Annotated in this window: 26 protein-coding genes and 1 riboswitch; of the genes, 11 read left to right on the top strand and 15 right to left on the bottom strand. The window is 63.2% G+C overall.

The features are described from left to right. Positions 1-10: 10 nt before the first annotated feature. Positions 11-1594 carry a peptide chain release factor 3 gene (locus ACWPVA_RS15100; RefSeq protein WP_454288464.1) on the top strand — a complete coding sequence of 528 codons (1584 nt, stop codon included), beginning with the start codon at positions 11-13 and terminating at the stop codon, positions 1592-1594. Between the two features lie 101 nt (positions 1595-1695). On the opposite strand, the gene ACWPVA_RS15095 is transcribed toward ACWPVA_RS15100, so the two are convergent. Together ACWPVA_RS15095 and ACWPVA_RS15090 are read right to left on the bottom strand one after the other, a co-directional pair. Continuing rightward, complete coding sequence (locus ACWPVA_RS15095) at positions 1696-2370, bottom strand: HAD-IA family hydrolase (RefSeq protein ID WP_454288463.1); 675 nt, start codon at positions 2368-2370, stop codon at positions 1696-1698. Between the two features lie 148 nt (positions 2371-2518). Beyond that, on the bottom strand, positions 2519-4045 hold the full coding sequence (locus ACWPVA_RS15090) for a ComEC/Rec2 family competence protein (RefSeq protein ID WP_454288462.1): 1527 nt from the start codon (positions 4043-4045) through the stop codon (positions 2519-2521). Positions 4046-4242: 197 nt separating this feature from the next. Continuing rightward, positions 4243-4339: riboswitch (TPP riboswitch) on the top strand. Positions 4340-4393: 54 nt separating this feature from the next. Here ACWPVA_RS15090 and thiM point away from each other — a divergent pair. The 4 genes from thiM to ACWPVA_RS15070 are packed head-to-tail and all read left to right on the top strand — an operon-like array spanning position 4394 to position 7405. Next, positions 4394-5197, top strand: coding sequence for a hydroxyethylthiazole kinase (gene thiM, locus ACWPVA_RS15085; protein WP_454288461.1), 804 nt, complete (start codon positions 4394-4396; stop codon positions 5195-5197). Beyond that, positions 5194-5829: a thiamine phosphate synthase gene (gene thiE / locus ACWPVA_RS15080; protein ID WP_454288460.1), complete on the top strand. Its 636-nt coding sequence runs from the start codon at positions 5194-5196 to the stop codon at positions 5827-5829. The genes thiM and thiE overlap by 4 nt, the downstream gene beginning before the upstream one ends. Beyond that, on the top strand, positions 5826-6641 hold the full coding sequence (gene thiD, locus ACWPVA_RS15075; RefSeq protein ID WP_454288459.1) for a bifunctional hydroxymethylpyrimidine kinase/phosphomethylpyrimidine kinase: 816 nt from the start codon (positions 5826-5828) through the stop codon (positions 6639-6641). Before thiE ends, thiD begins: the two co-directional genes overlap by 4 nt. After that, entirely contained in the window at positions 6641-7405 is a 765-nt protein-coding gene (locus ACWPVA_RS15070; protein ID WP_454288458.1) for a 3-oxoacyl-ACP reductase, read from the top strand. The genes thiD and ACWPVA_RS15070 overlap by 1 nt, the downstream gene beginning before the upstream one ends. Positions 7406-7414: 9 nt before the next feature. Here the strand turns inward: ACWPVA_RS15070 and ACWPVA_RS15065 are convergent, their stop codons facing one another. The 4 genes from ACWPVA_RS15065 to ACWPVA_RS15050 all read right to left on the bottom strand — a co-directional run bounded on the left by ACWPVA_RS15065 (position 7415) and on the right by ACWPVA_RS15050 (position 10267). After that, positions 7415-7942 (bottom strand): flavin reductase family protein, encoded by a 528-nt coding sequence (locus ACWPVA_RS15065; protein WP_454288457.1) that lies wholly within the window; start codon positions 7940-7942, stop codon positions 7415-7417. Continuing rightward, positions 7939-8553: a hypothetical protein gene (locus tag ACWPVA_RS15060; RefSeq protein ID WP_454288456.1), complete on the bottom strand. Its 615-nt coding sequence runs from the start codon at positions 8551-8553 to the stop codon at positions 7939-7941. Before ACWPVA_RS15060 ends, ACWPVA_RS15065 begins: the two co-directional genes overlap by 4 nt. Before the next feature lie 52 nt (positions 8554-8605). Further along, positions 8606-9223: a glutathione S-transferase family protein gene (locus ACWPVA_RS15055; protein ID WP_454288455.1), complete on the bottom strand. Its 618-nt coding sequence runs from the start codon at positions 9221-9223 to the stop codon at positions 8606-8608. Positions 9224-9355: 132 nt separating this feature from the next. Continuing rightward, entirely contained in the window at positions 9356-10267 is a 912-nt protein-coding gene (locus ACWPVA_RS15050) for a pirin family protein (protein ID WP_454288454.1), read from the bottom strand. Between the two features lie 281 nt (positions 10268-10548). On the opposite strand from ACWPVA_RS15050, the gene ACWPVA_RS15045 reads away from it, so the two are divergent. Beyond that, a complete protein-coding gene (locus ACWPVA_RS15045) occupies positions 10549-11376 on the top strand; it encodes a class II glutamine amidotransferase (RefSeq protein WP_454288453.1) in 828 nt (275 codons plus the stop codon). 13 nt (positions 11377-11389) lie between these two features. Here the strand turns inward: ACWPVA_RS15045 and ACWPVA_RS15040 are convergent, their stop codons facing one another. The 7 genes from ACWPVA_RS15040 to ubiE form a co-directional block, all read right to left on the bottom strand. After that, positions 11390-11755 carry an MmcQ/YjbR family DNA-binding protein gene (locus ACWPVA_RS15040; protein ID WP_454288452.1) on the bottom strand — a complete coding sequence of 122 codons (366 nt, stop codon included), beginning with the start codon at positions 11753-11755 and terminating at the stop codon, positions 11390-11392. 5 nt (positions 11756-11760) lie between these two features. Continuing rightward, positions 11761-12972, bottom strand: coding sequence for a bifunctional phosphopantothenoylcysteine decarboxylase/phosphopantothenate--cysteine ligase CoaBC (coaBC, locus tag ACWPVA_RS15035; RefSeq protein ID WP_454288451.1), 1212 nt, complete (start codon positions 12970-12972; stop codon positions 11761-11763). A gap of 95 nt (positions 12973-13067) precedes the next feature. After that, complete coding sequence (locus tag ACWPVA_RS15030) at positions 13068-14120, bottom strand: sensor histidine kinase (protein ID WP_454288450.1); 1053 nt, start codon at positions 14118-14120, stop codon at positions 13068-13070. Between the two features lie 15 nt (positions 14121-14135). After that, positions 14136-14573 carry a response regulator gene (locus ACWPVA_RS15025; RefSeq protein WP_454288449.1) on the bottom strand — a complete coding sequence of 146 codons (438 nt, stop codon included), beginning with the start codon at positions 14571-14573 and terminating at the stop codon, positions 14136-14138. A 3-nt stretch (positions 14574-14576) separates the two neighbouring features. Next, a complete protein-coding gene (locus ACWPVA_RS15020) occupies positions 14577-16064 on the bottom strand; it encodes a sensor histidine kinase (protein ID WP_454288448.1) in 1488 nt (495 codons plus the stop codon). Positions 16065-16223: 159 nt separating this feature from the next. Next, on the bottom strand, positions 16224-17798 hold the full coding sequence (gene ubiB, locus ACWPVA_RS15015) for a 2-polyprenylphenol 6-hydroxylase (RefSeq protein ID WP_454288447.1): 1575 nt from the start codon (positions 17796-17798) through the stop codon (positions 16224-16226). A gap of 5 nt (positions 17799-17803) precedes the next feature. Continuing rightward, positions 17804-18580 (bottom strand): bifunctional demethylmenaquinone methyltransferase/2-methoxy-6-polyprenyl-1,4-benzoquinol methylase UbiE, encoded by a 777-nt coding sequence (gene ubiE / locus ACWPVA_RS15010; protein WP_454288446.1) that lies wholly within the window; start codon positions 18578-18580, stop codon positions 17804-17806. 135 nt (positions 18581-18715) lie between these two features. On the opposite strand from ubiE, the gene mutM reads away from it, so the two are divergent. The 5 genes from mutM (at position 18716) to ACWPVA_RS14985 (ending at position 23935) form a co-directional block, all read left to right on the top strand. Further along, complete coding sequence (gene mutM, locus ACWPVA_RS15005; protein ID WP_454288445.1) at positions 18716-19612, top strand: bifunctional DNA-formamidopyrimidine glycosylase/DNA-(apurinic or apyrimidinic site) lyase; 897 nt, start codon at positions 18716-18718, stop codon at positions 19610-19612. A 27-nt stretch (positions 19613-19639) separates the two neighbouring features. Then, complete coding sequence (locus tag ACWPVA_RS15000; RefSeq protein WP_454288444.1) at positions 19640-20413, top strand: enoyl-CoA hydratase; 774 nt, start codon at positions 19640-19642, stop codon at positions 20411-20413. Between the two features lie 189 nt (positions 20414-20602). Then, on the top strand, positions 20603-20869 hold the full coding sequence (gene rpsT / locus ACWPVA_RS14995; protein ID WP_454288443.1) for a 30S ribosomal protein S20: 267 nt from the start codon (positions 20603-20605) through the stop codon (positions 20867-20869). Positions 20870-21728: 859 nt separating this feature from the next. Beyond that, the gene (gene dnaA, locus ACWPVA_RS14990) at positions 21729-23282 is read left to right on the top strand and encodes a chromosomal replication initiator protein DnaA (RefSeq protein WP_454288442.1); all 1554 of its coding nucleotides are present in this window, start codon (positions 21729-21731) and stop codon (positions 23280-23282) included. A gap of 59 nt (positions 23283-23341) precedes the next feature. After that, on the top strand, positions 23342-23935 hold the full coding sequence (locus ACWPVA_RS14985; protein ID WP_454288441.1) for a class I SAM-dependent methyltransferase: 594 nt from the start codon (positions 23342-23344) through the stop codon (positions 23933-23935). A gap of 32 nt (positions 23936-23967) precedes the next feature. On the opposite strand, the gene ACWPVA_RS14980 is transcribed toward ACWPVA_RS14985, so the two are convergent. Next, positions 23968-24699 carry a class I SAM-dependent methyltransferase gene (locus tag ACWPVA_RS14980; RefSeq protein ID WP_454288440.1) on the bottom strand — a complete coding sequence of 244 codons (732 nt, stop codon included), beginning with the start codon at positions 24697-24699 and terminating at the stop codon, positions 23968-23970. A gap of 27 nt (positions 24700-24726) precedes the next feature. Further along, positions 24727-25908, bottom strand: a complete 1182-nt coding sequence (hemW, locus tag ACWPVA_RS14975) for a radical SAM family heme chaperone HemW (RefSeq protein ID WP_454288439.1) — start codon at positions 25906-25908, stop codon at positions 24727-24729. Between the last annotated feature and the right edge of the window lie 7 nt (positions 25909-25915).

The following is a 25915-nucleotide window of genomic DNA, read 5'->3' as shown; positions in this document are numbered from 1 at the left end:
ATTTCACTTCATGGCCGAAACGCTTGCAGAGGCGGTTTCCCGTCGCCGCACCTTCGCTATTATTGCCCACCCGGACGCCGGCAAGACGACGCTTACCGAAAAGCTATTGCTATTCGGCGGCGCCATTCAGCTTGCCGGTGAAGTCAAGGCGAAGAAGGATCGCATCCAGACCCGTTCTGACTGGATGAAGATCGAGCGCGAGCGCGGCATTTCGGTCGTCACCTCGGTGATGACCTTCGAATATGACGGCAACGTCTTCAATATTCTCGACACGCCCGGCCACGAAGACTTTGCCGACGACACCTACCGCACGCTGACGGCGGTCGACGCCGCCGTCATGGTCATTGACGCCGCCAAGGGCATCGAACCGCGGACGCTGAAGCTGTTCGAGGTCTGCCGCATGCGCGACATCCCGATCATCACCTTCATCAACAAGATGGACCGCGAAAGTCGCGACCCCTTCGAGATCCTCGACGAGGTCGAAGAAAAGCTGGCGCTCGACACGGCGCCGGTGACCTGGCCGGTCGGCCGCTCGAAGTCCTTCTGCGGCTCCTACAATCTGGTGGAAAACACTTTCCGCGGATCCGACAAGCAGGTCGAGGGCCTACCGGTCAACAGCCCGGCCAATGTTGCCGAGCAGCTGCCGGAAAACGAACGCGCCGCCTTCATCGAAGAGCTGGAACTGGCCCAGGAGGCCTGCCGGCCGTTCGATCGCCAGGCCTTCCTTGAAGGCCACATGACGCCGGTCTTCTTCGGCTCGGCGCTGAAGAATTTCGGCGTGCGCGATCTGATCAATGCGCTCGGCGAAATCGCTCCGCCGCCACGTGACCAGGTGGCCGACATCCGCACGGTCCATGCGGCGGAAGACAAGATGACGGCCTTCGTCTTCAAGATCCAGGCCAACATGGACCCGAACCACCGCGACCGCATCGCCTTTGCCCGCATCTGCTCGGGCAAGCTGGAGCGCGGAATGAAGGTCAGGCTCGCGCGCACCGGCAAGCAGATCGGCCTGACCGCGCCGCAGTTCTTCTTCGCCTCGCAGCGCCAGCTCGCCGATACCGCCTTTGCCGGCGACGTGGTCGGCATCCCGAACCACGGGACGCTGCGCATCGGCGATACGCTGACCGAAGGCGAGCCGCTGGTCTTCCAGGGCGTGCCGAACTTCTCGCCGGAAATCCTGCGCCGCGTTCGTCTCGAGGATGCGATGAAGGCGAAGAAGCTGAAGGAAGCCCTGCAGCAGATGGCCGAAGAGGGCGTCGTGCAGCTGTTCTCGCCGGAAGACGGCTCGCCGGCGATCGTCGGCGTGGTCGGCGCGCTGCAGCTCGACGTGCTGAAGGAGCGCCTGCAGGGCGAATACGGCCTGCCGGTCTCGTTCGAAATGTCGCGCTTCTCCGTCTGCCGCTGGATCTCGGCCGACCAGCCGGGCGAACTCGACAAGTTCATGACGGCGCGCCGCGGCGACATCTGCCGGGATCTGGACGGCGATCCGGTGTTCATGGCGCAGGACGGTTTTTCCCTGCGCTACGAGAGCGAACGTTACCCGGCGATCAAGATGGCCGCGATCAAGGAGTATCACGCCGTCAAGGCGGCGTGATCGACACGCTCTGCTCTGCCGCTTTGTCCGTCGTCTGAGACGGCGTCGCGACGGCAGGAGAAGCTCGGGCGTAGCCCGGCCTCGTCAGGGCTGAAAGCCAATCAGATCGCCCGGATGATCTGCATATGGCCCGCTGAATTGACCTGCACGCCCATGCCCTCGTAAGAGGCGATTGTCGGGTGCGGCGTATCCATCGCATGGCCATGTGTGGCGGTGACCACCATGACGTCGGCCCCTGCGGCTTCGGCCGCCAGAACACCCGCCAGAACGTCCTCGAATACCAGGCAACGGGCCGGATCCGCGCCGATATGCCGGGCGCCGAGCCGATAGCCGGCGGGATCCGGCTTGCCGATCGCCACATCCTCGGCGGTGACGATCTTCGGCGGCTGCGGCAGGCCGGCGGCCTCGATCCGGGCGCGGGCGAGCGCAACCGGCGCCGAAGTGACGATCGACCAGCGGTCGGACGGCAGGGCGTTCAGGAAATCGATTGCGCCGGGCAGGGCCACCACGCCCTCGACATCCTCGATCTCGCCGCGTTCGATGACCAGCGCTTCGGCTTCCACGTCGACGCCCGGCAGGCCCAGTCCACGAATGGTGTCGATGCCGCGCTTGCCGTGCATGGTGGGGAGGAAGGCTTCCACATCGAGGCCTTGGCGTGCCGCCCATTTTGCCCAGACCCGCTCGGCGGCGGCGATGGAGTTCAGGAGCGTTCCGTCCATGTCGAACAGGAAGCCGGCATAGCGCTTGTCATAGACCGTGTGTCGGGCGGTGCTCAATCGGAAGATCCTTGGAAAGGGAAGGGCGGGCGGAAACCGGGATAGCCGGTTTTGGCCGCTGCGGCAAACGGTTGTGCTACGGGTGTGGGCCGGCGTGTGCGGATTGCGCCGAAGGGGAACGGTCTGGCAGGTCACGCTCAGATGACGGTCACTCCACCCGGATCAGTTCGCCGGCCGTATTCAGCGCGTATTCGAAGGTGAACCACTTCTTGATCTCACTACCGGTCTCGATGCGGAAAGCGGCGATCAGCCGCTTGCCGTTCGTCTTGACGTAGACAGTACCGTAAACTGTGACGTTCGACCGACCGAGCGTCCAGATGTCGTTGATAATCTTGTCGCGCAGCGTCCTGTCCGGCTTGTCGTGCAGCTTGAGCACGGCGCTCTGCAGCGATTGCACCAGCTTCTCGTCTTCTGCCTCGCGTACCGAGCGCTGCAGCTCGGTCGAGAGAATGACCGGTGCGTCGCCGCGGCCGCGTTTGCCGAGCCGTCCGAGCAGGTCCGGTCGCGGATGGATATGGCCCTCCTCGTCGCCCGAGGAGATGACGAAGGCGGCCGGATTGACCGCGTCGAGAAAGGCGTCCGTCACCTTCTCCGAGCCGTGATGGCAGACCTTCATCACATCCGAGCGCAGCCAGCCGGACGCCTTGGCGATCATTGCATCATAGGCCGGCGTGCCGATCTTCGGGAACTTGGCCTCGCCGCCGTAGTGGCAGAGCAGGTATTTTTCCGCCTTCTCGTTGAGGTCGCCGCCGAACAGGATTTTGAAGTTGCCATAGTGCAGGCGCAGGATGACGGAATGGCCATTCTTCGTCTCGCCGTAGTCACCCAGCACACGCAAGCGGTCCTTGCCCGCCGCATCCGGTTCGGGGACCGGCCCAAGAACCTCGACACTGAAGCCCCGCTGGTCGGACGGCGCAAAGCCGGGCAGCCAGCCGCGCCCGTCTTCCTGCGTGCCGTGGTGGGCCGACAGCATGGCGAAACCGCCGATATTGGGATTGTCGAGGGCATGCCTCATCGTCTGGGCGAAGGCCTGCCTCTCATTCGCCCCGACGGCGCCGAAATGCCGCTCGATGTCGGCCCGCGACAGGGCCAGGTCGCCGACATAGTTGATGCCCGTCGCGGCATCCTTCACCTTGCCGCCTAGCTTGTCGAACTTTTCCCCGCCGACACGCTCCACCAGGCCATTCTGGTAGACGGTCTCGAAGCCGAAATTCGGCCAGTTGAAGATCGGCTCGAAGCCGCCATAGTGGTCGATGTCCGGGTGGGTGATGATCGCGGCGCGGAACTTGAAGCTGGTGTTGTAGGAGCGGAAGCGCTGCAGCAGGAATTCGTACATGTGCTCGGAAACGCCGGCGTCGATGACGACCACTGCCTCGCCGAGATCCTCTTCCGGCGCGATCAGCACCGCGCCGTCGCCCTGGCCGACGTCGAGAAAGACGATCTCCAGCGGCCGCTCGTCGGTCGTATGGTCCTTGGGGATGTAGAGCGTTTCGGGCGTTGTCCCGGTCGGCCCCCAGAGGACTTCCAGCCAGCCGTCCGGCTGTTCCGACGTGACCTGCAGCCAGTCGCCCCAGAGAACCTGGCGTTTTCGGGTCCGGCGGTTGGCGGCATAGAGATAGGTCTTCGCGGTCTTTCCCCGCGCATCCTTCGGCAGTCCGACGAAACGATGATCCATGCCATTCGCCTCCTCGCCGCACGGCCGTAGCGTTCCGGCGCGCCTGCCTCTGGTAGTTTTCCACCATAGCGCAGCCCTCCTCGGATGGCGAGATTGGCGCCACAAGATTCACGCAATGCGGATACCTGTCCCGCATGTCGTCGTCCTGGGTCGGCAAGGGAGGTGACAGCCGCCTCGTCCCTGTCTATAACAGCTCCATTGAGAGACAGGGGCGTTCGTCGCAAGGCGGGCTGAGAAGTACCCTTTGAACCTGAACCAGATAATGCTGGCGGAGGGAGTTGCTCGGGGCCTTTTCGCTGTTCGTGCGCTATCTGTCCCCTTGCACTTGCCCCGCCCGAAAGGGGCAAGATGATGAAGACCGGAACACCCGGAATCCTGCTGACGGAAATGCGTAGCAATGCGCCGCTCGTCCAGTGCATCACCAATTACGTGGCGATGAACGTCGCCGCCAATGTCCTGCTGGCGGCCGGGGCCTCGCCCGCCATGGTGCATGCGCAAGAGGAGGCCGGCGAATTCGCCGGTTTCGCCGGCGCGCTCACCGTCAATATCGGCACGCTGTCGCCCGACTGGGTGGCCGGTATGAAAGCCGCGATCGGCGGTGCGAAGGCGGCCCACCGTCCCTGGGTGCTCGACCCCGTCGCCCATTTCGCCACCGGTTTTCGCCGCAAGACGGCCGCGGATCTGCTTGCCCTGGGGCCGACCATCGTGCGCGGCAATGCCTCTGAGATCATCGCCCTTGCCGGTGGCGTGAGCAGCGCCAGGGGCGTCGACAGCCGCGATCCGGTCGAGCAGGCGGAGGAGGCCGCACGGCGTCTGGCCGAGACGCAAGGCTGCATCGTCGCCGTCACAGGTGTCACCGACCTCGTCACCGATGGCAGTCGGGCGGCGCGGATCGAAGGCGGCTCGTCTTTGATGCCGAAGGTGACGGCGCTGGGCTGCTCGCTCACCTGCCTCGTCGGCGCCTATGCCGCGATGCGCCCGGACGATTCCTTCGACGCGACGGTGGCCGCCCTTGCCCATTTCGCCGTGGCCGGCGAGCAGGCGGGCAAGGAAGCGCAAGGGCCGGGCAGTTTCGCCGCACGCTTCCTCGACCTTCTGGCAGAACTCGACGGCGCCATGCTCGACAACCGCGCCCGGGTGGTGCGGCTGTGAGGCGCTTCGACCTTTCCCTCTACCTGGTGCTCGATCCGGACCTTTGCCGGCCGCTCGGCATGGTCGAGACCGCGCGATTGGCCGTCGCCGGCGGTGTCACGATGGTGCAGTTGCGCGACAAGGATGCCTCGAAGGCGCAGATGATCGAGACCGGCCGGGCGCTGAAGGCGGCGCTGGCCGGCACCGGTGTGCCGCTGATCGTCAACGACGATGTCGAGGCGGCGATCGCCATCGGCGCGGACGGCCTGCATGTCGGCCAGGACGACAGGGATGCGCTCACCGCGCGCCGCCTGATCGGACCGGACATGATCCTCGGGCTCTCGGTTGAAACCGAGGCACTGGCGGCGGCCGTCGATCCGGCCGTCGTCGACTATGTCGGGGCCGGACCTGTCTTTGCCACCCAGACCAAGCCCGGCCACAAGCCGCCGATCGGCCTGGAGGGGCTTGCCCGGCTGATTGCGGCGACCGCGCTGCCTGCCGTCGCCATCGGCGGCCTGAAGACCAGCCATGTCGAGGCGGTCCTCCGTGCGGGCGGCCGGGGCCTCGCCGTCGTCTCCGCCATCTGCGGCCAGCCGGATCTGCAGGCCGCTGCGTTCGAACTCTCCGAAGCCATCCGAAAGGCCCGATCATGATCCGCAACGTCTTGTCCATTGCCGGCTCCGACCCTTCGGGCGGCGCCGGCATCCAGGCCGACCTCAAGGCTTTCTCCGCCCGCGGCGTCTACGGCATGGCGGCGCTCACTGCTTTGACGGCACAGAATACCCAAGGGGTTTCCGCCGTGCATGCCGTGCCGCCGGATTTCGTCGCCGAGCAGATCCGCATGGTGTTTGCCGATGTGCGTGTGGATGCGGTGAAGACTGGCATGATCGCCAATGCTGCGATCGCCGAAGCCGTCGCCGGAGCACTTGAGCCGCATCGCGGCATGCCGATCGTGCTCGACCCGGTCATGGTCGCAAAGGGCGGCGCCTCGCTGCTCGATCCGCGCGCGGTCGAGGCGCTGATGACCCGCCTGCTGCCGCTCGCCACCCTGATCACGCCCAACCTGCCGGAGGCGGCCGCACTGTTGGGCGAGCGGGAGGCTGCCGACCGCGCGACCATGGAGGCGCAGGCCCTCAGACTTCGCGCGCGCGGTCCGGCCGCCGTGCTGGTCAAGGGCGGCCATCTCGGCGGGACGGAGAGCCCCGACGTGCTGGTATCTGACGCCGGCGCGCACTGGTTCGAAGCACCGCGCATCCCGACGAAGAACACCCATGGCACGGGCTGCTCGCTATCGAGCGCCATTGCCGCCGAGCTCGCTAAGGGCTCGGCGCCTGCCGAGGCGGTCGCCGCCGCCAAGGCCTGGCTTGCGGGCGCGGTGGCAACGGCCGGAGACCTCACCGTCGGCACCGGCCACGGGCCTGTCCATCATTTTCATGCGCTCTGGAACACGGAAGGAAACAACTGATGAGCCTGCCCCTCAACGAACAGACGGTTCTCGTCACCGGTGCCGGCCGCGGCCTCGGTGCCGCGATTGCCGCCACCTTTGCCCGCGAAGGCGCAAGCGTGGCGGTCAACTACCGCAACAGCGGCAAGGTGGCCGAGGATCTCGCCGCGCGTCTTGGCGGCAAGGCCTCGGCCTTCGGCGCCGATGTCCGCGACGGCGAAGCGGTCGTGCAGATGGTGGCCGACGTGACGGAGTGCCTCGGCGCCCCCACCACCATCGTCCACAATGCGCTCTCCGACTTTTCCTTCAACGGCGACGCGCGCTCGAAGCTCGATCAACTGACCTGGGACGAGATCGCCGCCCATATGGAGACGGGCGTGAAGGGTGCCTTGAACCTGATCCAGGCGGCGGCACCGTCCATGCGCGAACGCGGCTTCGGCCGGATCGTGCTGATCGGCACCAATCTCTTCCAGAACCCGGTCGTTCCCTATCATGACTACACCGCGGCCAAGGCGGCGCTGCTGTCCCTGACGCGCACGGCCGCAGCCGAGCTCGGCCCGTCGGGGATCACCGTCAACATGGTGTCGGGCGGGCTGCTGCGCACCACGGATGCAAGCAGTGCGACCCCTGAGGCGGTGTTCGACCTGATCGCCGGTTCGACGCCGCTGCGCCGCGTGACGACGCCGGAGGAGATGGCCGATGCCGTGCTGTTCTTCGCCAGTCCCTGGTCCCGTGCCGTCACGGGCCAGAACCTGATCGTCGACGGCGGGCTGGTGTTCAATTGAACGGATGGCTCACGGCATTTTCGATGCGAGGGTGATTTCCTCGCCGTCGACCGCGAAGGTGCCGTAGCCCTTGTGATGCAGGGTCTTCGACGCAACCTGTTTCGGGTCGTGCCAGGCCTTCACCACATCGAGCACGAAGAGATTGTGGCGCTCGACGAAGTCCCGATCCGTGATCTTGCATTCGAGATTGGCGAAGCACTCGCCGATCAGCGGCGCCGAGACCTCTTCGGCGGGCAGCGCGGTCAGGCCGATCTCGACGAACTTGTCGGTGTCACGGCCCGAGCAATTGCCGATCGCCACCACCTTTTCGGCCATGTCGGCCGCGGGAATGGCGATCACGCATTCGCCGGTCTTCGAAAGGGCGGTGAAGCTGTGGTCGGCGGAACTGACGATGCAGCCGATGCGCGGCGGCGTGAATTCCATCATCATGTGCCAGGACATGGTCATGACGTTCGGCTTGCCGTCGAAGGTGGTGAGCAGCACCACCGGGCCGGGCTCGATCAGCTGGTAGACCTTGTCGAGCGGGAAGGGTTTCATGCCTTTTCGTCCTCGGGCCGGTTCTTGGTACGGCGATAGCTCTCCACCCAGGCACGATAGGCTTCCGCATCGCCATATTCGAGGAATTTATCGAAGTGGGGATGTGGATCTGCGGACCGGCTCGCATGCTTGATCGGACACCAGAAGCGTTCGGTCCGCCCGGCGATCTCGCGGGCATAGGCGATCACCCCGTTGCCGTAGCCGCAATAGACGCAGTTCAGTTTTTCGAGGCCGTTGAGATAGGCGAGGTGATGACGGTCGATGACGACATAATTGCCCCGTTTCACCCGATCGATGCCGTAAACCCGGAAGCAGATCTGCTGGTAGAGCGTCACCGAAAGATCGAGCAGCGCCAGCGGAATGACGAGGCCGTAGATCAGCGGCGCCGTCAGCAGATAGGCGAGGTTGCCGCGCGTGACATAGCGCAGAAGGCCGGTGCGATACTGGCGCTGCCATGCGCGCATGTCCTTCTCGAAGCGGACCTTGCCTTGCGCCAGCTCATAGCGGAAGCGCTCGCGCTGTGCCGCGATGCGGCGGTCGAGTTCTTCCTCGAGTTCTCGACGCGCGGCAGCGAGCCGCTCCTGAATGTCTTCGAGAACGGTCTTTTCCATTATTCACTGTTCCTTGTCGCGATGCGCGGCGGTGGAGCCGGCGGATGTCCGCCTAGCCGAAATGCACCGCGTGGATGGGCGCGACGAGCGGGTTCTGTGCGATCGAGGCCGCCAGCGCCCGGATTTTAGGGCAATGGGTCGCCAGCCAGTCCTGGTCCATCCAGCTGGCCAGCATCCACAGATAGACGTCCGCCATGGTCATCTCCGGCCCGAAGAGGAAGGGTTCGACGACCGCGTCTTCCAGGATGGCGTGGTGCCGTTTCACATAGGTATCGGCGCTCGTCCTGACGCCCGTGACGCCGTCCGCATCGTCGGTATAGCGATCCGAATAGGCCTTGCACAGTTCTCCCTCGTAGATGTTGACCGCCATGAAGATCAGCCAGCGGTCATGCTGGGCGCGGGCCGGCGTTCCCGGTGCCGGTGCCAGCCGTGCAGCCGGAAGGGCGTCGGCGAGGTGCAGCATAATCGCCGAGCCTTCCGTCATGACGGATCCGTCGGGCAGCCGCAGCGCCGGCACCTGCTGGCGCGGATTGATGGCCTTGAAATCCTCGGTGAGGTGCATGCCTTCGGCGGTCGGCGTCTGAACGACCTGATATTCGGCACCGGAAAGTGCCAGGGCTGCTTCGACCGATGCGCTGCCCGAACCATTTGATCCATAAAGTAAGTACATGAAAGTGCCTCTATTGTTCCCCGGGCACTCTATCGCAAGGCGGTGGGATGGAAAGGCATCTTTGACGGGAACCGGCCCGAAATAGAAAAACGCCGGGCGCAGGGCCCGGCGTCTCATGGGACTGGGTTTGATCTAGTGATCGGCCTTGATGAAGGTGCCGTTCTGCAATTCGCGCATCGCCTGCATCAGCTCCTCGCGGGTATTCATCACGATTGGCCCGTGCCAGGCGACCGGTTCCTTGATCGGCTTGCCGGTGACCAGCAGGAAGCGGATGCCCTCGTCGCCGGCTTGCACCGTCACTTCGTCGCCGGTGTCGAACACGACCAGCGTGCGGTTTCCGGAGAGGTCGCGGATGTTCAGCTCCTCGCCCATGTATTCCTTCTCCACCTTGACGCCGAAGGGCTGGGAGGCGTCGCGGAAGGAGCCTGAGCCGGCGAAGATATAGGCGAAGGCCGAGCGGTAGGTGTCGACCGGAAAGCTCTTGCGCTTGCCCGGCTGCACCGAGATGTCGAGATAGACCGGCTCGGCGGTAATACCGTCGACGGGACCCGTCTTGCCCCAGAAATCGCCGGTGATGACGCGCACCACGGTGCCGTCGTCGTCGACGACCACGGGAATGTCCGTCCCCTTGATGTCCTGGTAGCGCGGCGCGGTCATCTTCAGCGACGAGGGCAGGTTGGCCCACAGCTGGAAGCCGTGCATCTTGCCGGCGAAATCACCCTTCGGCATTTCCTGGTGCATGATGCCGCTGCCGGCCGTCATCCATTGCACGTCGCCGGCCCCGAGCAGACCGCGATTGCCCAGGCTGTCGCCATGCTCGACGGTGCCGGCGAGCACATAGGTGATCGTCTCGATGCCGCGATGCGGATGCCAGGGGAAGCCGCGGATGTAGTCGGACGGATTGTCGTTGCGGAAATCGTCCATCATCAGGAAGGGGTCGGTCATCGACGGATCGCCGAAGCCGAAGACGCGGTGCAGCTTCACGCCGGCGCCTTCCATGGCGGGCGTGGCGTGGCTCTCATGCTTGACGGGGCGTATGGACATCGGTCGTGCTCCTTTCGAGCGAGTTTCAACTTGACCCCAATATAATCGATCGCAGGCGCGCCCGCAGGAGGCCAGGCGGGAACGCAGTGTTCACAAAAGGCGATGCCGCAGCGCAAAAAGTGATTGCGGGCACCGTCAGAATTCTGTCATCAATTACGCCATTGTTTAGATTTCGTTAGCCATTCGAGCGAAGACTGTCGACATTGCCGGCTTTGCGATTTCGGACTCTCAACGTTCGGACGAAAGGCAAAGGCAGACAGGCCATCGGAGTACGGGAAAGCATGTGTCGTTGGGCAGCCTATCGCGGTGAACCGATCTATCTCGAGGAACTCGTCACCTCCCCCGCCCATTCCCTGATCGAACAATCCCACTGCGCCACCAAGGCCAAGACCGCCACCAATGCGGATGGCTTTGGCATCGCCTGGTATGGCGACCGGCCGGAGCCGGGGCGCTTTCGCGACGTGCTGCCGGCCTGGTCCGACTGCAACCTGAAAAGCCTTGCCCGCCAGATCCGCTCGCCGCTGTTCCTCGCCCATGTGCGGGCCGCCACCCATGGCGCGACGCGTCGCGACAATTGTCATCCTTTCGTCAACGGCGCCTGGTCGTTCATGCACAACGGCCAGATCGACCATTTCGAGCGGCTGCGCCGTCCGATGGAATCCATGCTGGACGACGAGCATTTCAATGCCCGCGGCGGCACGACCGATTCCGAACTGCTCTTCCTGCTCGCCCTGCAATTCGGTCTGCGCGACCGGCCGATCGCGGCCATGGCCGAGGCCGTCGGCTTCGTCGAGCAGATCAGCCGTCACCTCATGGGCTCGGCCCGCGTCCGCTTCACCGCCGCCTTCTCCGACGGCCGGACGCTCTATGCCGTGCGCTACGCGACCGACGCCCATGCGCCGACGCTGTTTGCGGCACCCATGGGCCGCAAGGGCGGATACTGCCTCGTCTCCGAGCCGCTCAACGACGAGACCGACACCTGGGTCGAGATCCCGGCTGGCAGTGCGGTCATCCTCGATGCCAAGGGCCTCGATGCGGCGAAGTTCGAGCCGGCCTGGGAGCGGGAGGCCGGGGTGGAGCGCGTGGCCGAGCCGGCCATGGCACTCTGACAGGCAAAGCGTATCACGCCAGCGGAACGATCCCCAACTCGCGCCTCAGCTTGCGGGTCAGGCCTTGTGCAACGAGATCGTAGGACCGCTTCACGTAAAGCACGAGTTCTTCAGGCGAGAGCGATGCCTTGTCGGTAATCGAGACCCATTTGCGCTTGGCGAAATAGGGCGCCTGGGCGATTCCTCCGAGCGAGGTCAGGATCTCGAAGGTTTCCTCCGTGACCTTGACGCAGATGTTTGCACCCGCGTCGTCGCGATGCAGCAGGGCGAAAACCTTGTCGCCGACCTTGGCGACGTGTGATTCCCACTGGTCGACCAATGTGACACCGGCAAGGCCGGTGGCAAAGGCATCGAAGTTCGCTCGGTCGAAGAGATTCATGACCGTCAGGCTCCCGGCAGGCTGTCGGCGATCAGTCGCGCCAGCCGGTCGGCCACCTCTTCCTTGGAAAGGTCCGGCCATTGCTCGACGCCGGTCGTGGTGATCAGCTTCACGCTGTTGCGCGTGCCGCCCATGATGCCGGTCTCCGGTGACACGTCATTGGCAACGATCAGGTCGGCGCCCTTGCGTTCCAGTTTGGCGCGCCCGTTGTCCTCGACATTCTCGGTCTCGGCGGCAAAGCCGACGACGATTTTCGGACGGTGTTCGTGATGACCGACGGTCTTCAGAATGTCGGGGTTCTCGGTGAGTTGCAGCGGCGCGGGAGCCTCGCCGGGCTTCTTCTTGATCTTCTGGCCGTCCGATGCAGCGACGCGCCAGTCGGCGACGGCCGCGACCATGACGGCGATGTCGGCCGGCAGCTGCGAGATCACCGCATCGCGCATCTCTTCGGCGCGCTCGACATGTACTGTTGTGACGCCCTTCGGATCGGCAATGGTGACGGGGCCGGAAACCAGCGTCACGTCCGCGCCGAGCCGGGCGAGCGCTGCGGCGATCGCATGGCCCTGGCGGCCCGAGGAGCGGTTGGCGATATAGCGGACCGGGTCGATTGGCTCATGGGTCGGGCCGGAGGTGACGATCGCGGTCCGGCCGGCCAGCGGCTTCGGGCCGTCGTCGAGCAGTCGCTCGGCGGCAACGACGATGTCGAGCGGCTCGGCCATGCGGCCAAGCCCGTTCTCTCCGCGCTCGGCCATTTCGCCGGCCATCGGCCCGACGAAGGAAAGCCCGTCGGCGGCAAGTGTCGCGACGTTGCGCCTTGTCGCCGGATGCGCCCACATCTTCGGGTTCATGGCTGGCGCGACCAGCACCGGCCTGTCGGTGGCGAGCAGCACGGTCGAGGCGAGATCGTCGGCGTGGCCGTTCGCCATCTTCGCAATCAGGTCGGCGGTGGCGGGTGCAATCACGATCAGATCGCAATCGCGGGCAAGACGGATATGGCCGACATCCTGCTCGTCCTCGCGGGAGAAGAGTTCGGTATAAACCTGGCTCGCTGACAGGGCGCCGACCGCAAGCGGGGTGACGAACTCCTGCGCGCCGCGCGTCATGATCGGCCGGACGGCTGCACCGCGCTCGCGCAGCCGCCGGATGAGATCCAGGCTCTTATAGGCGGCTATTCCACCCGAGATGATGAGGATGATGCGTTTGTCCGCCAAGGTCATGGCTGTGGAACCTCCTGAAGTCGTGGCGACACTATCCGAATTTTTGGATCGGGGAAATCGCCGCCAGGAAGCGCCGATGACGCAGGGATCAAGGGTCAGTTGCGCGCGGCAGGGGCGATGAGGATCTGTAGCGGCACCTCGACAATCGTCCCGTTCGGTGTCTCCAGATGCGACAGGCCCGGTCCAAGCGTCGCGGCCATGGACTTGACGATCCGGCTGCCGAGCCCGGTGCCGGTCGGCGCGCTGCCCGGCTGGATGCCGACGCCATCGTCCTCGACCCTGAGCAGGGCCTCGTTCTCTCCGGTGCGCTTGAGCCGCACGCGGACCTCTCCGCCACTCCGATCCGGATAGGCGTACTTGAAGGCATTGGTGACGAGCTCGGTGACGATCATCCCGACGGAGACGGCACGGTCCGCCGTGATGCTGATCGGATCGGCATCAAGGACAAGATGAAGCGGCTTTTCCGGATTCTGCAATGATCCAGACAGTTCGCTCGTCAGCGTGGAGAGGTAACGGTCGAGCTCAACCCGGCTCACGTCGTCGGACGTATAGAGGCTGCGATGCATGCCGGCGATCGCGGTGATCCGCGCCTGGGTTTCGGCAAGCTCGCTTTTGACTTCATCGCTCCTGGAATTGGAAATCTGCAGGCGTAGCAGGCTGGCGACGAGCGCCAGCGAATTGGCCACACGATGGTTGACCTCGGCGAGCAGCGCCTCGGCGCGTTCCTTGGCAAGCCGGGTTTCCTCATCGGCCCGTTCCTTGGCGACACGCAGCTGTGCGTTCGCCACTGAATGTTCGATGGCGCTGATCAGGAGAGGCATGAAGTCGTCGCTGACCGCCTTGATGACATAGTCCGAGGCGCCTGCCTTCATCGCCTCAATGGCGATCTGCGCCTCGTTGGACCCGGTCACGTATACGACCGGTACGGAAATATCGCGGGCACGCAGACGCTTCAGTACCTCGTGGCCGGTGATGCTCTGGAGGTAGTGATCGAGCACCATGACGTCGAAACTCTCAGCTTCAAGCAAGGTGAGTGCCTCTTCGGGCGTCTCGGCACGGGTCAACTGGTATCCAAGGCGTTCCACAGCCTTGGATACCAGTCTTACGATGGCCGCATCGTCATCCAGATAGAGTATCCGGATGCTCATCGGCAAAGCCCGGCATTAAGGGATCTGCATAACTGAGAAGAATAACCCCAGTTGCCGGATCGCATTGGCGAAATTGTCATAATCGACTGGTTTGGTGATGTAGACATTCGCCCCGAGATCGTAGCATCGCTGGATTTCGCGCTCGTCGTCGGTCGTTGTCAGGATAACAACCGGAAGCCGGCGCGTATGCGGATTGGATTTGACTTTTTCGAGAATATCGGTGCCGGACATATCCGGCAAGTTGAGATCAAGCAAGATCAGCAAATAACGATCAATTGATACCGTTCCGCTTCTATCCTTGCCAAGGATGAAGTCAAGCGCCTCCGTTCCGTTGGCAAACGGGATGATCTCGTTGTTGACGCCGGCACGACGCACGTTCTTCTCGATCAGGCGCGCGTGGCCTTCGTCGTCCTCGACCATGACGATGGTCACTTCTTTTCCGACGGCTTTCATCTCTCAACTCCGTACAATTCGCGACAAATCCGATGGCAGGCGCAGAACGAAAGTGGACCCCGATCCAAGCCTGGACCTAACGGTTATTTCCCCGCCGAGGTTCCGGGCCAGGGACCGCACATGCGCAAGGCCGATGCCTTCACCCGACTTGTCCTGCTGTCCGGCCCGACGGAAAAGCTCGAAAATGCGCTCATGATCTTCGTCTGCAATACCGCGGCCGTTGTCCTCGACTTCGATGCGCACCATGTTTCGACCTTCCGGCATGATACGCACCGCGAGGTTCAACGGCCTCTCTGGTTGTTTATACTTCACGGCATTATCGAAAAGGTTACCAAGGATCTGTTCCAGCGAAAAACGGTCCGTGTTGATCATGGGGACGCGAACGTCGAGCTGCACGGAACCATTGCTTTCGCTGATCTGATGATGGACGCTGGCGCTCGTCGCCTCCAGCATGCTCTTTAATTCGATCGGCTCCGGTTTCAGCGGGCGCCGACCGTCACGCGAGATTTTCAAAATGGCGTTGATCAGGCCGTCCATCTTCTTCGTCGACGAGCGGATGAAGCCGATGGCTTCGGGCAGATCCTCGGCGGCTGCCAGCCGCGCCTCCTTGATCTGGTCCTCCGTCAGCTTGTCCCCCTCCGCCAGTACATAGGTCTGCAGAGCCTTGAGTGAGGTGTCGAGCTCGGCGGTAAAGCCCATGACGTTAACGAGCGGGGCGCGAAGGTCGTGCGTGACGATATAGGCGAAGCGCTGGATCTCCTGGTTCGCGCGCATCAGATCCTCGGTGCGCTCGTTCACCCGTTCCTCCAGCCCGGCATTGAGCAGTTCGACCTCATTGCGAGCGTTGGAGAGTGCCCGGACATGCTGCGTGACGATCGCGATCGCTCCTCCCATGACCGCAAGGATGGCGATGCCGCCGCCGATGGTGAACCACCTCAGCTGGTTGATTGCCTTAAGCTGTTCCGCCACGCCATTGTCGACGTTGATGTCCGACTGCGTCCGGAAAAAATTGAGAATTTCCCGGATCTCGTCCATCAGTTCGCGGCCGAGCTCGGATTTGGTCAGCTCGATTGCCTCGTCTTGGCGGTCCTGTCGTGTCAGATCGACGGTCTGGGCCATTTCCTCCAGCTTGCTTTCGATAAGGCGCTGAAGCGTTGGCATCCGCTCTTCCTTGATCGCGCGGCCCTGAACCAACTGGGCGACCGTGGCCAGGTGTTCGCGGACGTTTGCCATCGATTTCCGATAAATATCGAGAAAGTTCTCATCCTGCGTCAGGATGAAGCCGCGCTGGCCGGACTCCGCATCGACGAGCGTCTGCAAGAGGTCGGCAGATGCGCGGCGGATGTCGCGTTCGTGGACGATATAGCTGAAGGTCTCGCGGCTACGGTCAACCAGCCAGAGCGAGGACAGAATGATGCCGGTCAGGACAATGGTCCCGACGATCAGCATCAGAAAGGTTGTACGGACGAAATTGGCATTGGTGGGCGACATGGCATTTCCCGGGTCATGGCGCGCGAATGGAGCGCAGATGCGTCAGATCGAAATGGAAGGCGGGCGATACGGATATCGAAAGTGCCGGAGAGTCCGCCCATTGCGAGGTGAATGGAGCAACAGGCCGTTCGCAAGGGGTAGAAATGTTTGAGCGGCAAATCAACCGATTTTGACGGCGATCAAGAGCAGGAGCGCCGCAATCACCCAAAGCGCCAGCCGCCCGAACCGGCTGTGGCGGGCCTCCGAACGGCCGATCGCCTCGGCCGTCTCCGGGTCGAACCTCAGCCCGTTCTCACTCATATGGACGATTTCGTCATGCAGCTTTTCGGTTTTGGCAGCGATCTCGGGCAACGCCTCCGCCAGCCTGAACGCCGCGCGAACGCCATCCTTGACGTCACCAGCGATACGCTTCGGCCCGAGATTGTCGCGGATCCATGAGGAGACGACGGGGTCCGAGGCCTTCCACATGTTGAAGCGCGGATTGAGCATGCGCGCCACGCCCTCGACCACGACCATGGTCTTCTGCAGCATGACGAGTTCGGGCCGGGTTTCCATGTCGAAAAGCTCGGTGACCTCGAACAGCAGGGTGAGCAATTTGCCCATCGAGATGGTTTCGGCCGGCTGACCGTGGATCGGCTCGCCGATCGCCCGGATGGCCTGGGCAAAGCTTGCGACATTGTGGTGGGACGGCACATAGCCGGCCTCGAAATGCACTTCGGCGACGCGCAGGTAGTCACGGGTGATGAAGCCATAGAGGATCTCGGCCAGGAACCGACGCTCCTTCTTTCCCAGGCGCCCGGCGATGCCCATGTCGACGGCGACGATCATGCCGTCGGGCGCGACGAACAGGTTGCCGGGATGCATGTCGGCATGGAAGAAGCCGTCGCGCAGGGTGTGGCGCAGGAAGGACTGGATCAGCGTGTCGGCGAGCGTGTCGAGATCGTGGCCGGCCGCTTTCAGCGCCTCGACATCCGCCATCTTGATGCCGTCGATCCATTCCATGGTGACGACGTCGCGACCGGTGCGCTCCCAGTCGACGATCGGCACCCGGAAGCCCGGATCATCCCTGGTATTGTCGGTAATTTCCGAAAGGGCGGCCGCCTCGAGCCGAAGGTCCATCTCGACCTTGGTGGTCTGCTCAAGCGTGCGGGTCACCTCGACCGGCCGCAAGCGCCGCGTGTGCGGAAGGAAACGCTCCTGCAGGCGGGAGACGAGATACATGGCTTCGAGATCGGCGGCGAAACGCTTGCGCACGCCGGGCCGGATGACCTTGACGGCGACTTTCTTGCGGCCATCCGGAGTGTCGACTTCCGCTGGATGGACCTGCGCGATCGAGGCTGCGGCGATCGGCTCGCCGAACGAGGCGTAGAGATCGTCGATCGAACGGCCGAGGGATCCTGTCACCGTCGCCTTGGCAGCCTCCGTCGGGAAGAAGGCCATGCGGTCCTGCAGGCCGGCGAGGTCCTCGGCGAATTCTGCGCCGACCACGTCCGGCCGGGTCGCCAGGAACTGGCCGATCTTGACATAGGAGGGGCCCAGCCGCTCGACGGCGCGGGCCAGCCGGTCGGAGCGCTGCTCACGCTTGGCACGCTTGCGCGCCAACAGGCCGGCCGCGCTCTTGGCGAAGGCAACGAGCGGCGGAAGGTCCTCGGAGGGCAAGGCGGAAATGACGCCTTCCCTGACCAGCACCCAGCCGACCCGCGCCAGGCGGAAATATGCTCCGACAGTGCTCATGAAAATCAGAGTTTCCAGCCGGAATGCAGCGCCGCGATGCCGCCGGAATAATTGGTGAAGGTCACGCGGGAAAAGCCGGCCTTGGTGATCATCGCCGCAAAGTCGCGCTGGTTGGGGAACTTGCGGATCGATTCCACCAGATACTGGTAGGGCTCTGCATCGCCGGTGATCATCTTGCCGAACTGCGGAATGGCCTTGAATGACCATTGGTCATAGAAGCGGTCGAGCAGCGGCATTTCGACTTCGGAAAACTCAAGCACCAGGAGGCGCCCGCCGCGCTTCAGCACGCGATAGGCTTCGCTCAAGGCGACGTCGATGCGCGGCACGTTGCGAATACCGAAGGCGATCGTATAGGCGTCGAAGCTGTTGTCCTCAAAGGGCAGTTCCTCGGCATTCGCCTCGACGAAGGTGAGGTTGTTCGAAAGCCCCTTCTTTTCTGCCCGCTCGGCGCCGACGCCGAGCATCGAGCCGTTGATATCGAGCACGGTGGCATGCGCCAGCCGGCCGGAAGCCTCGACGATGCGAAACGCGATGTCGCCGGTGCCGCCCGCGACGTCGAGGACCGTGTAGGCGGGATCCTTGCGCGGGTTGAGCGCTGCGATCATCGCATCCTTCCAGATGCGGTGCAGGCCCGCCGACATGACGTCGTTCATGATGTCGTAACGCTTGGCGACCTTGTGGAAGACCTCGTTGACCAGAACCTGCTTTTCGCCTTCGGCGACCTCGCGGAAGCCGTAGGAGGTTTCCATGCCGCCCTCGGCGGAAGTGCGGCTCTCGGCCATCTGATCACTCCATTGTCTCATGCGGTCGAAAGACCATAGCGAAATCGCCCTAGGCGCGCTATCTCCGGCCTGGACCGGCTCTTGCGCTGGTCTACAGTCGTTTCAGGCGCCGTTCAAACGGAAAGATGGGATGCTATGCCGGAATTGCCAGAGGTAGAGACGGTCAAAAGAGGGCTTTCGCCGACCATGGAAGGGGCGGTGATGCGGCGCGTCGAGCTGCGCCGTCCCGATCTGCGCTTTCCTTTGCCGCGCGATTTCGTCGCACGGCTGACCGGCCGGCAGATCATCGGTCTCGCCCGCCGCGCCAAGTATCTGCTGATTGATCTGGACGACGGGACGACGGTAATCTGCCATCTCGGCATGTCCGGTTCGTTCCGCATCGAGGAAGGGGAAGGGGCAGACCAGCCCGGAGACTTTCACCACGCCCGGTCGAAAGACGAAAAACACGACCACGTCATCTTTCATCTGGAACGGTCGCAGGCCAGGGGTGTCGCCCGCGTGATCTATAATGACCCCCGCCGCTTCGGTTTCATGGATCTGGCATTGCGCAACGAGCTCGATGCCTATCCTGCCTTTCGCGATCTTGGCCCGGAGCCGATCGGCAATGCGCTCGATGCCAAATATCTTGCGGGCCGGTTCGCCAGCAAGCAGCAGCCCTTGAAGACGGCCCTGCTTGACCAGAAGGTTATCGCCGGACTTGGCAATATCTATGTATGCGAGGCGTTGTGGCGATCACATCTTTCGCCCAGGCGCACCGCCGCGAGCCTTGTGACGGCGTCCGGTCGGCCGAAGAAAGCGCTTCAGGCACTGACCGATGCGATCCGCGCGGTGATCGCCGATGCGATCGCGGCGGGTGGTTCGTCGCTGCGCGACCATATCCAGACCGATGGAACACTCGGCTACTTTCAGCACAGCTTCTGCGTCTATGACCGCGAGGGCAAGTCTTGCCGGACGCCCGGCTGTGGCGGTACGGTCGAACGAATGGTGCAGGGCGGGCGCTCGTCATTCTATTGCCACCACTGCCAGAAATAGACTTTTAAGAACAAACGGGAGATACCGATGACCTATGAAACCCTCCTGGTGGAGACCCGCGGCCGCGTGGCGATCATCACACTGAACCGGCCGCAGGCGCTGAATGCGCTCAACTCGACCGTGCTGATCGAATTGCGCCAGCTGCTCGGCGAACTGCAGGCGGATGCAGGCATCGGCGCCGTCGTGCTGACCGGCTCGGAAAAGGCGTTTGCCGCCGGCGCTGACATCAAGGAGATGCAGTCGCTCGAATTCGTCGATGCCTATCGCGCTGATTTCTTCAGCGGCTGGGACGACATAGCGGGCTTCCGCAAGCCGATGATTGCTGCCGTATCCGGTTTCGCGCTGGGTGGCGGCTGCGAGCTTGCCATGATGTGCGATTTCATCATCGCCGCCAAGACGGCAAAGTTCGGCCAGCCTGAAATCACCCTCGGCGTCATCCCCGGCATGGGCGGCACGCAACGCCTGACGCGCGCGGTCGGAAAGGCAAAGGCTATGGACCTCTGCCTCACCGGAAGGCTGATGGACGCCCACGAGGCCGAAAGCGCTGGATTGGTTGCGCGTGTTGTGGATCAGGAGCGCCTGCTTGACGAGGCGGTTGCCGCCGCCGAGAAGATTGCCGGTTTCTCGCAGACCGCTGTCAGCATGGTCAAGGAGACGGTCAGCCGGGCCTTCGAACAGACACTGAGCGAGGGGCTGCGCTTTGAGCGCCGTCTTTTCCATTCGCTCTTCGCCACCGAGGACCAGAAGGAAGGCATGGCGGCCTTCACCGAGAAGCGCAAGCCGGTGTTCAAGAACCGCTAAGGGACTCGCAACGCGCGATTTCCTGCAAATTGCGCGTTGACGACCCTCCGCTTTCGGGCTATATGCCCGCCCACGGTTGGGAGAGCCAATAGCTCTTCCGAGAATAGCTCCCGAATTGCTGATATGGCAGGTCGCAACGACCCGACGCGGCGGTGGCGGGTTTTGGTTTGAATTCGAAGAGAGGCATCCATGGCCAATACAACTTCGGCGAAGAAGGCGACCCGCAAGATCGCTCGCCGTACTGCAGTCAACAAGGCTCGCCGTTCCCGCGTTCGCGGTTTCATCCGCAAGGTGGAGGAGGCCATCGCCTCCGGTGATGCCGCCCTCGCCAAGGACGCTCTGCAGGCGGCACAGCCGGAACTGCAGCGTGCAGCCAGCAAGGGCGTGGTTCACGCCAACACGGCTTCGCGCAAGATTTCGCGTCTTGCGAGCCGCGTAAAGGCGTTGGCGATCTAAATTTCGCCCCATTTCTGTCATAATTAAATTAGCCTGGCTGCATAGCCGGGCTTTTTCTACTGTTTTGACGTTCAGCTCTTTGCGTCGTTGCATTTGACAATTACATGTCAACCGAATGACACAAAAAAATCAATAAAATCAGATGGTTGCAGGAGGAATGCCGGCGGCGGTCGGCTTCACTTAACGGCAGGCGGCCCCGGTTTTGAGTCAAGCGAATTTTTATTTTCAGGCCATTTTCCCCTGGTTGTCCTCAGGCTTTTTTGAATCTCGTTGATTCAAAAGCGATTCTCCAGACGGCAATTGTGACGGTCTGATGAGGGGGGCGGAGTCAATGGCCGCGACTTAATTTTGCGTAAAAATCACAGTTGATCTTCACTTTTGATCCTGCCTTAATACCGTCCAACAAGGGGCGTGGAGTTGACCTCCGGGGGTGATCTGAACTGGCAATTTGCGTGTCAGGGCCACCCATCGTCGCTTGGGGCGGAATTTTTCAATTCCGTTTCTTCAGACACATTTGGCCTTGCGCCGGGAATCTCATGGTTTCCGCGAAGGATAATTTTGTCGAACGCGCCGGTGATCAGTCGGGGTAGGGGAACGGGAACGGGAACAGAAGCGCCACTGCCGGCATGGTCTTTCATATCGAGGATGAAAGGCAGGCCGGTAACCGCGCGGAATGCATGTGGCTGGACCAGCGGCTGCGTTCCGTATCGCATGGGATCCTTTGGCTGGGGAGGACATGCGATTGAGGGGAGTGTGGTCGCCGGCCTTTCAAGGCGCGGTCCGCCACACCGCACGGGGATGAAATTGACTATCGGGCGCTTGGCGCCCGATGGCACGTAGAAGTGAAAAAGGCGGCAAAATGCAGATGAATACAGTGATGGCCGGTGCGCGGGGGAACGGGGACCAGGCACAAACGGCGCTCGGCACCGCATGTTCTGACGCGGCAGGGGACGGTTCCGAGATGAAGTACGATGTTCTGTTCGAACGCTTCAGCCTGCGGCTGAAGGCACAGGTAGGTCCTGATGTCTACGCAAGCTGGTTCGGTCGACTGAAGTTGCACTCCGCCTCAAAGAGTCTTGTTCGCCTGACGGTGCCGACGACCTTTCTGAAATCGTGGATCAACAACCGTTATCTGGATCTCATCACCAGCATTTTCCAACAGGAAGACCCTGCCATTCTGAAGGTCGAGATTCTGGTGCGTAGCGCCAGCCGTCATCAGAAGGCGCCGACAGTCGACGAACGTCCTGCTGTGGAAACGGCTCCTGCCGCGCCGACCCGCAAGCCCTCGGCGCAGCCGATCGGTCAGTTCGTGACATCTGCCGGCAACATGGCTGGGACGCGTAGCGCCCCGAACGGCCCACTCTTCGGCTCGCCGCTCGACTCGCGCTATACTTTTGATGACTATGTCGAAGGCGCGTCGAACCGGGTGGCGCTCGCCGCGGCCAAGACGATTGCCGAAGCCGGCGCGGGTGCCGTTCGCTTCAATCCGCTGTTCATCCACTCCTCCGTCGGGCTGGGCAAGACCCACCTGCTGCAGGCGATCGCCAATGCCGCCCTCCACAGCCCGCGCGCGCCGCGCGTCGTCTATCTGACAGCGGAATATTTCATGTGGCGCTTTGCCACCGCGATCCGCGACAACGACGCCCTGACACTCAAGGACACGCTGCGCCATATCGATCTTCTGATCATCGACGACATGCAGTTCCTGCAGGGCAAGATGATTCAGCACGAGTTCTGCCATCTCCTCAACATGCTGCTCGACAGCGCCAAACAAGTGGTTGTCGCAGCCGACCGCGCGCCTTGGGAACTGGAATCGCTCGATCCGCGTGTGCGCTCGCGCCTGCAGGGCGGCGTCGCCATCGAGATGGAAGCGCCAGACTACGAAATGCGCCTCGAAATGTTGAAGAGCCGGCTGGAAGCTGCCAAGAAGGACGATGCCTCGCTCGATATTCCGCTGGAGATCCTGTCGCATGTCGCCCGCAGCGTGGTGAGCAGCGGCCGGGATCTGGAAGGCGCCTTCAACCAGTTGATCTTTCGCCGCTCCTTCGAGCCGAATTTGTCGGTCGAGCGGGTTGATGAACTGCTTGCCCATCTGGTCGGTGCATCCGAACAGAAGCGGGTCCGCATTGAGGATATCCAGCGCATCGTCGCGCGCCACTACAATGTCTCGCGTCAGGAACTGGTGTCGAACCGGCGCACGCGCGTGATCGTCAAGCCGCGTCAGATCGCCATGTATCTGGCCAAAACGCTGACGCCGCGCTCCTTCCCGGAAATCGGCCGCCGATTTGGCGGACGCGATCATACGACCGTGCTGCATGCGGTACGCAAGATTGAGGGACTGGTCGGCGAGGACACCAAGCTCAGCCACGAGATCGAACTGCTCAAGCGGCTGATCAACGAGAATAATGCATGAGGAACGAGGTCGGCGGAAACGCCGGCCTTTCTCGTTGCGGTCGATCGCCGAGCCGGGACTTGCGCACTTCAACGAACAAGCCGATCGCCTTCTATGACGAGAATGCGGCCTCCTATGCGGCCCGGAAACGCCATGCTCCGGTCGCGCGCTTGGCGGCTTTCGCCGACCTGCTTCCGTCGGGCGGCACGATCCTGGAACTCGGCTGCGGCGCGGGCGCGGACAGCGCATGGCTGATCGAACGCGGCTATGCCGTGACACCGACGGATGGATCAGCCGCCATGGCGCGCGAGGCGGAGGCACGGCTCGGCCGTCCCGTGCGCGTGATGCGCTTTTCCGACCTAAACGAGGTGACGGCCTATGACGGCGTCTGGGCCAATGCTTGCCTGCTGCATGTGCCCCGCGCCGAGCTTCCCGATGTCCTCCGCCGTATCCGCCGTGCGCTGAAGGACGGCGGACACTTCCATGCAAGTTTCAAGGCAGGGGTTGAGGAGGGAGCGGATCGGTTCGGTCGTTACTATAATCGGCCCGACCAGGAATGGTTGACGGAAGCCTATCGTCTGGCAGGCTTTACCACGCCGCGGATAGAGACGGCGTCCGGCGGCGGCTATGACGGCGAGCCGACCGAATGGCTGCATGTCTGGGCGCGCGGCTGACCGAGGGGTCGTCTCCGACAACTGCGTCAGGCTCAGGCAATGACGATGATCTCGGGGCTGTGCGGGTGAAGCGGCGTTCCGTCCCAGTCTCCGAGCCATTTGACCGAGGAGAAGCCGGCGGCCTCGAGCAGGTGGGCGATGGTGTCCCGGCCCGGAAACCGCAGCGTGCTTTCGCTGATCCGGCGCTCGCCGCTCTCCAGCAGGGTGAAGACGGCGTCGAAGCGGACGAAATCTCCCCATGCCTCCCGCACCTGATAGTGGACCTCGACCGGCCCGATGCCTGGCACATCGGTCCGTTCGCGCGTCAGTTCCTCGGTCCAGCTTTCCCACGCCCTAGCCGGCGGATTGCGGCTTTCGAACACGAGCCGCCCACCGTCCGCCAGGTGCCTGCGCGCATTGGACAGGACGGCAAGCGTTTCGGCGTCGTCGAGGAAGACCTGAAAGACATGGCCGGTCATGATGATCAGGTCGAAGGTCTCGCCAAGGGCAAAGTCGCGGGCGTCCCCGGCAAGCCAGCGGACCGTGCCCGCCTTGTCCTTCTGGCGGGCGACGTCGAGCATGCCGGGCGCGGGATCGAGCCCCGTGACGTGGTGGCCGAGATCGGCGAGACGCAGCGCGACGGAACCGGTGCCGCAACCAAGGTCGAGAATGCGGCAGGGGCTTTGAGCCAGGCTCAGGTAGAAATCGCCATCGGCGCCATGAGTGTTGAAGCTGTCATAGAGGATCGCCATGTCGTGGCGGGCAAAGGCGGCATCGACCGGCATGGCGTCCTCTCCTCGTTTCAAGCCTTCTCAGCAGGCGAGATCGGCCACCACGGCGTCGAGGATCAGCATCCCCTTGGGCGTGCAGCGCAGCCGCGAATTGCCCAATCGTTCGATAAAACCGTGTTCCAGTAAAGTCTGCTCGCGCGCCGGATCGGGGTCGCGGCCGGAAAGCTGCTGCCAGCGGGCAAGGTCCACGCCTTCGCGCAGCCGGAGCCCCATCAAAAGCAATTCGTCGGCCTGCTCGTCCGATCCCAGCAATTCCTGGTCGACCATGCCATGGTCGTCGCGCTCGACGGCGGCGAGCCAGCCTTCTGGATTGCGTTCGGTCGCGGTCGCAAGCTTGTCGCGGCCACGCGTCAGCCGGCCGTGGGCGCCGGGGCCAATGCCGGCATAGTCGCCATAGCGCCAGTAGGTCAGGTTGTGCCGGCTTTCCGCGCCCGGACGGGCATGGTTGGAGACCTCGTAGGCCGGAAGCCCTTCGCTCGCCGTGATCTCCTGTGTCGCCTCGTAGAGGAGCGCCGCCTGCTCCTCGTCCGGCACGATGAACTTGCCGGCCTTGTGCAGGCCGTAGAAGGCCGTGCCTTCCTCGATCGTCAACTGGTAGAGCGACAGGTGGTCGACCGCATAGGACATCGCCTCGCGAAGTTCCTTTTCCCAGGCCTCGACCGTCTGGTGCGGCCGGGCATAGATCAGGTCGAAGGACATGCGCGGAAAAATCTCGCGTGCCAGGCGGATCGCCTTTAGCGCATCCTCGACATCGTGAAGCCGGCCGAGGAATTTCAGGTCCGGATCGTTGAGCGCCTGCACGCCGAGCGAGGCGCGGTTGACGCCGGCTGAGCGATAGCCGCGAAAGCGGGTGGCCTCGACGCTCGACGGATTGGCTTCCATGGTGATCTCGATACCGTCGGGCACGTGCCACTGGCGGGCAATGCCGTCGAGGATCGCGCTGACGGTTGCCGGATCCATCAGCGAAGGCGTGCCGCCGCCGAGGAAGATGCTGGTGACGGTCTTGGGCCCGCTCAATCGCCGCATCTCCTCCATTTCGCGCAGGAAGGCCGAGACGAATCGCGGCTGGTCGACCGGCTGGTGGCGGACGTGGCTGTTGAAATCGCAATATGGGCACTTGGCCGCGCAAAACGGCCAATGGACGTAAACGCCGAAGCCCGGTTCGCCGGTATCGGGCAGGAGAAACGGCTGGGCCTCTGGCATCGGCGGT

It is taken from the genome of Rhizobium arsenicireducens (assembly GCF_964021225.1).
Note: the sequence above shows the minus strand (reverse complement) of the source record. Positions and strands in the feature narration are given on the sequence as shown.

Excerpts from the sequence above, each read along its gene's own strand:
- ACWPVA_RS15100 (WP_454288464.1), top strand. The coding sequence starts at position 11 with ATGGCCGAAACGCTTGCAGAGGCGGTTTCCCGTCGCCGCACCTTCGCT.
- ACWPVA_RS15090 (WP_454288462.1), bottom strand. The coding sequence starts at position 4,045 with ATGGATCATCGTTTCGTCGGACTGCCGAAGGATGCGCGGGGAAAGACC.
- thiM (WP_454288461.1), top strand. The coding sequence starts at position 4,394 with ATGATGAAGACCGGAACACCCGGAATCCTGCTGACGGAAATGCGTAGC.
- thiD (WP_454288459.1), top strand. The coding sequence starts at position 5,826 with ATGATCCGCAACGTCTTGTCCATTGCCGGCTCCGACCCTTCGGGCGGC.
- ACWPVA_RS15070 (WP_454288458.1), top strand. The coding sequence starts at position 6,641 with ATGAGCCTGCCCCTCAACGAACAGACGGTTCTCGTCACCGGTGCCGGC.
- ACWPVA_RS15065 (WP_454288457.1), bottom strand. The coding sequence starts at position 7,942 with ATGAAACCCTTCCCGCTCGACAAGGTCTACCAGCTGATCGAGCCCGGC.
- ACWPVA_RS15060 (WP_454288456.1), bottom strand. The coding sequence starts at position 8,553 with ATGGAAAAGACCGTTCTCGAAGACATTCAGGAGCGGCTCGCTGCCGCG.
- ACWPVA_RS15055 (WP_454288455.1), bottom strand. The coding sequence starts at position 9,223 with ATGTACTTACTTTATGGATCAAATGGTTCGGGCAGCGCATCGGTCGAA.
- ACWPVA_RS15050 (WP_454288454.1), bottom strand. The coding sequence starts at position 10,267 with ATGTCCATACGCCCCGTCAAGCATGAGAGCCACGCCACGCCCGCCATG.
- ACWPVA_RS15045 (WP_454288453.1), top strand. The coding sequence starts at position 10,549 with ATGTGTCGTTGGGCAGCCTATCGCGGTGAACCGATCTATCTCGAGGAA.
- ACWPVA_RS15040 (WP_454288452.1), bottom strand. The coding sequence starts at position 11,755 with ATGAATCTCTTCGACCGAGCGAACTTCGATGCCTTTGCCACCGGCCTT.
- coaBC (WP_454288451.1), bottom strand. The coding sequence starts at position 12,972 with ATGACCTTGGCGGACAAACGCATCATCCTCATCATCTCGGGTGGAATA.
- ACWPVA_RS15030 (WP_454288450.1), bottom strand. The coding sequence starts at position 14,120 with ATGAGCATCCGGATACTCTATCTGGATGACGATGCGGCCATCGTAAGA.
- ACWPVA_RS15025 (WP_454288449.1), bottom strand. The coding sequence starts at position 14,573 with ATGAAAGCCGTCGGAAAAGAAGTGACCATCGTCATGGTCGAGGACGAC.
- ACWPVA_RS15020 (WP_454288448.1), bottom strand. The coding sequence starts at position 16,064 with ATGTCGCCCACCAATGCCAATTTCGTCCGTACAACCTTTCTGATGCTG.
- ubiB (WP_454288447.1), bottom strand. The coding sequence starts at position 17,798 with ATGAGCACTGTCGGAGCATATTTCCGCCTGGCGCGGGTCGGCTGGGTG.
- ubiE (WP_454288446.1), bottom strand. The coding sequence starts at position 18,580 with ATGGCCGAGAGCCGCACTTCCGCCGAGGGCGGCATGGAAACCTCCTAC.
- mutM (WP_454288445.1), top strand. The coding sequence starts at position 18,716 with ATGCCGGAATTGCCAGAGGTAGAGACGGTCAAAAGAGGGCTTTCGCCG.
- ACWPVA_RS15000 (WP_454288444.1), top strand. The coding sequence starts at position 19,640 with ATGACCTATGAAACCCTCCTGGTGGAGACCCGCGGCCGCGTGGCGATC.
- rpsT (WP_454288443.1), top strand. The coding sequence starts at position 20,603 with ATGGCCAATACAACTTCGGCGAAGAAGGCGACCCGCAAGATCGCTCGC.
- dnaA (WP_454288442.1), top strand. The coding sequence starts at position 21,729 with ATGCAGATGAATACAGTGATGGCCGGTGCGCGGGGGAACGGGGACCAG.
- ACWPVA_RS14980 (WP_454288440.1), bottom strand. The coding sequence starts at position 24,699 with ATGCCGGTCGATGCCGCCTTTGCCCGCCACGACATGGCGATCCTCTAT.
- hemW (WP_454288439.1), bottom strand. The coding sequence starts at position 25,908 with ATGCCAGAGGCCCAGCCGTTTCTCCTGCCCGATACCGGCGAACCGGGC.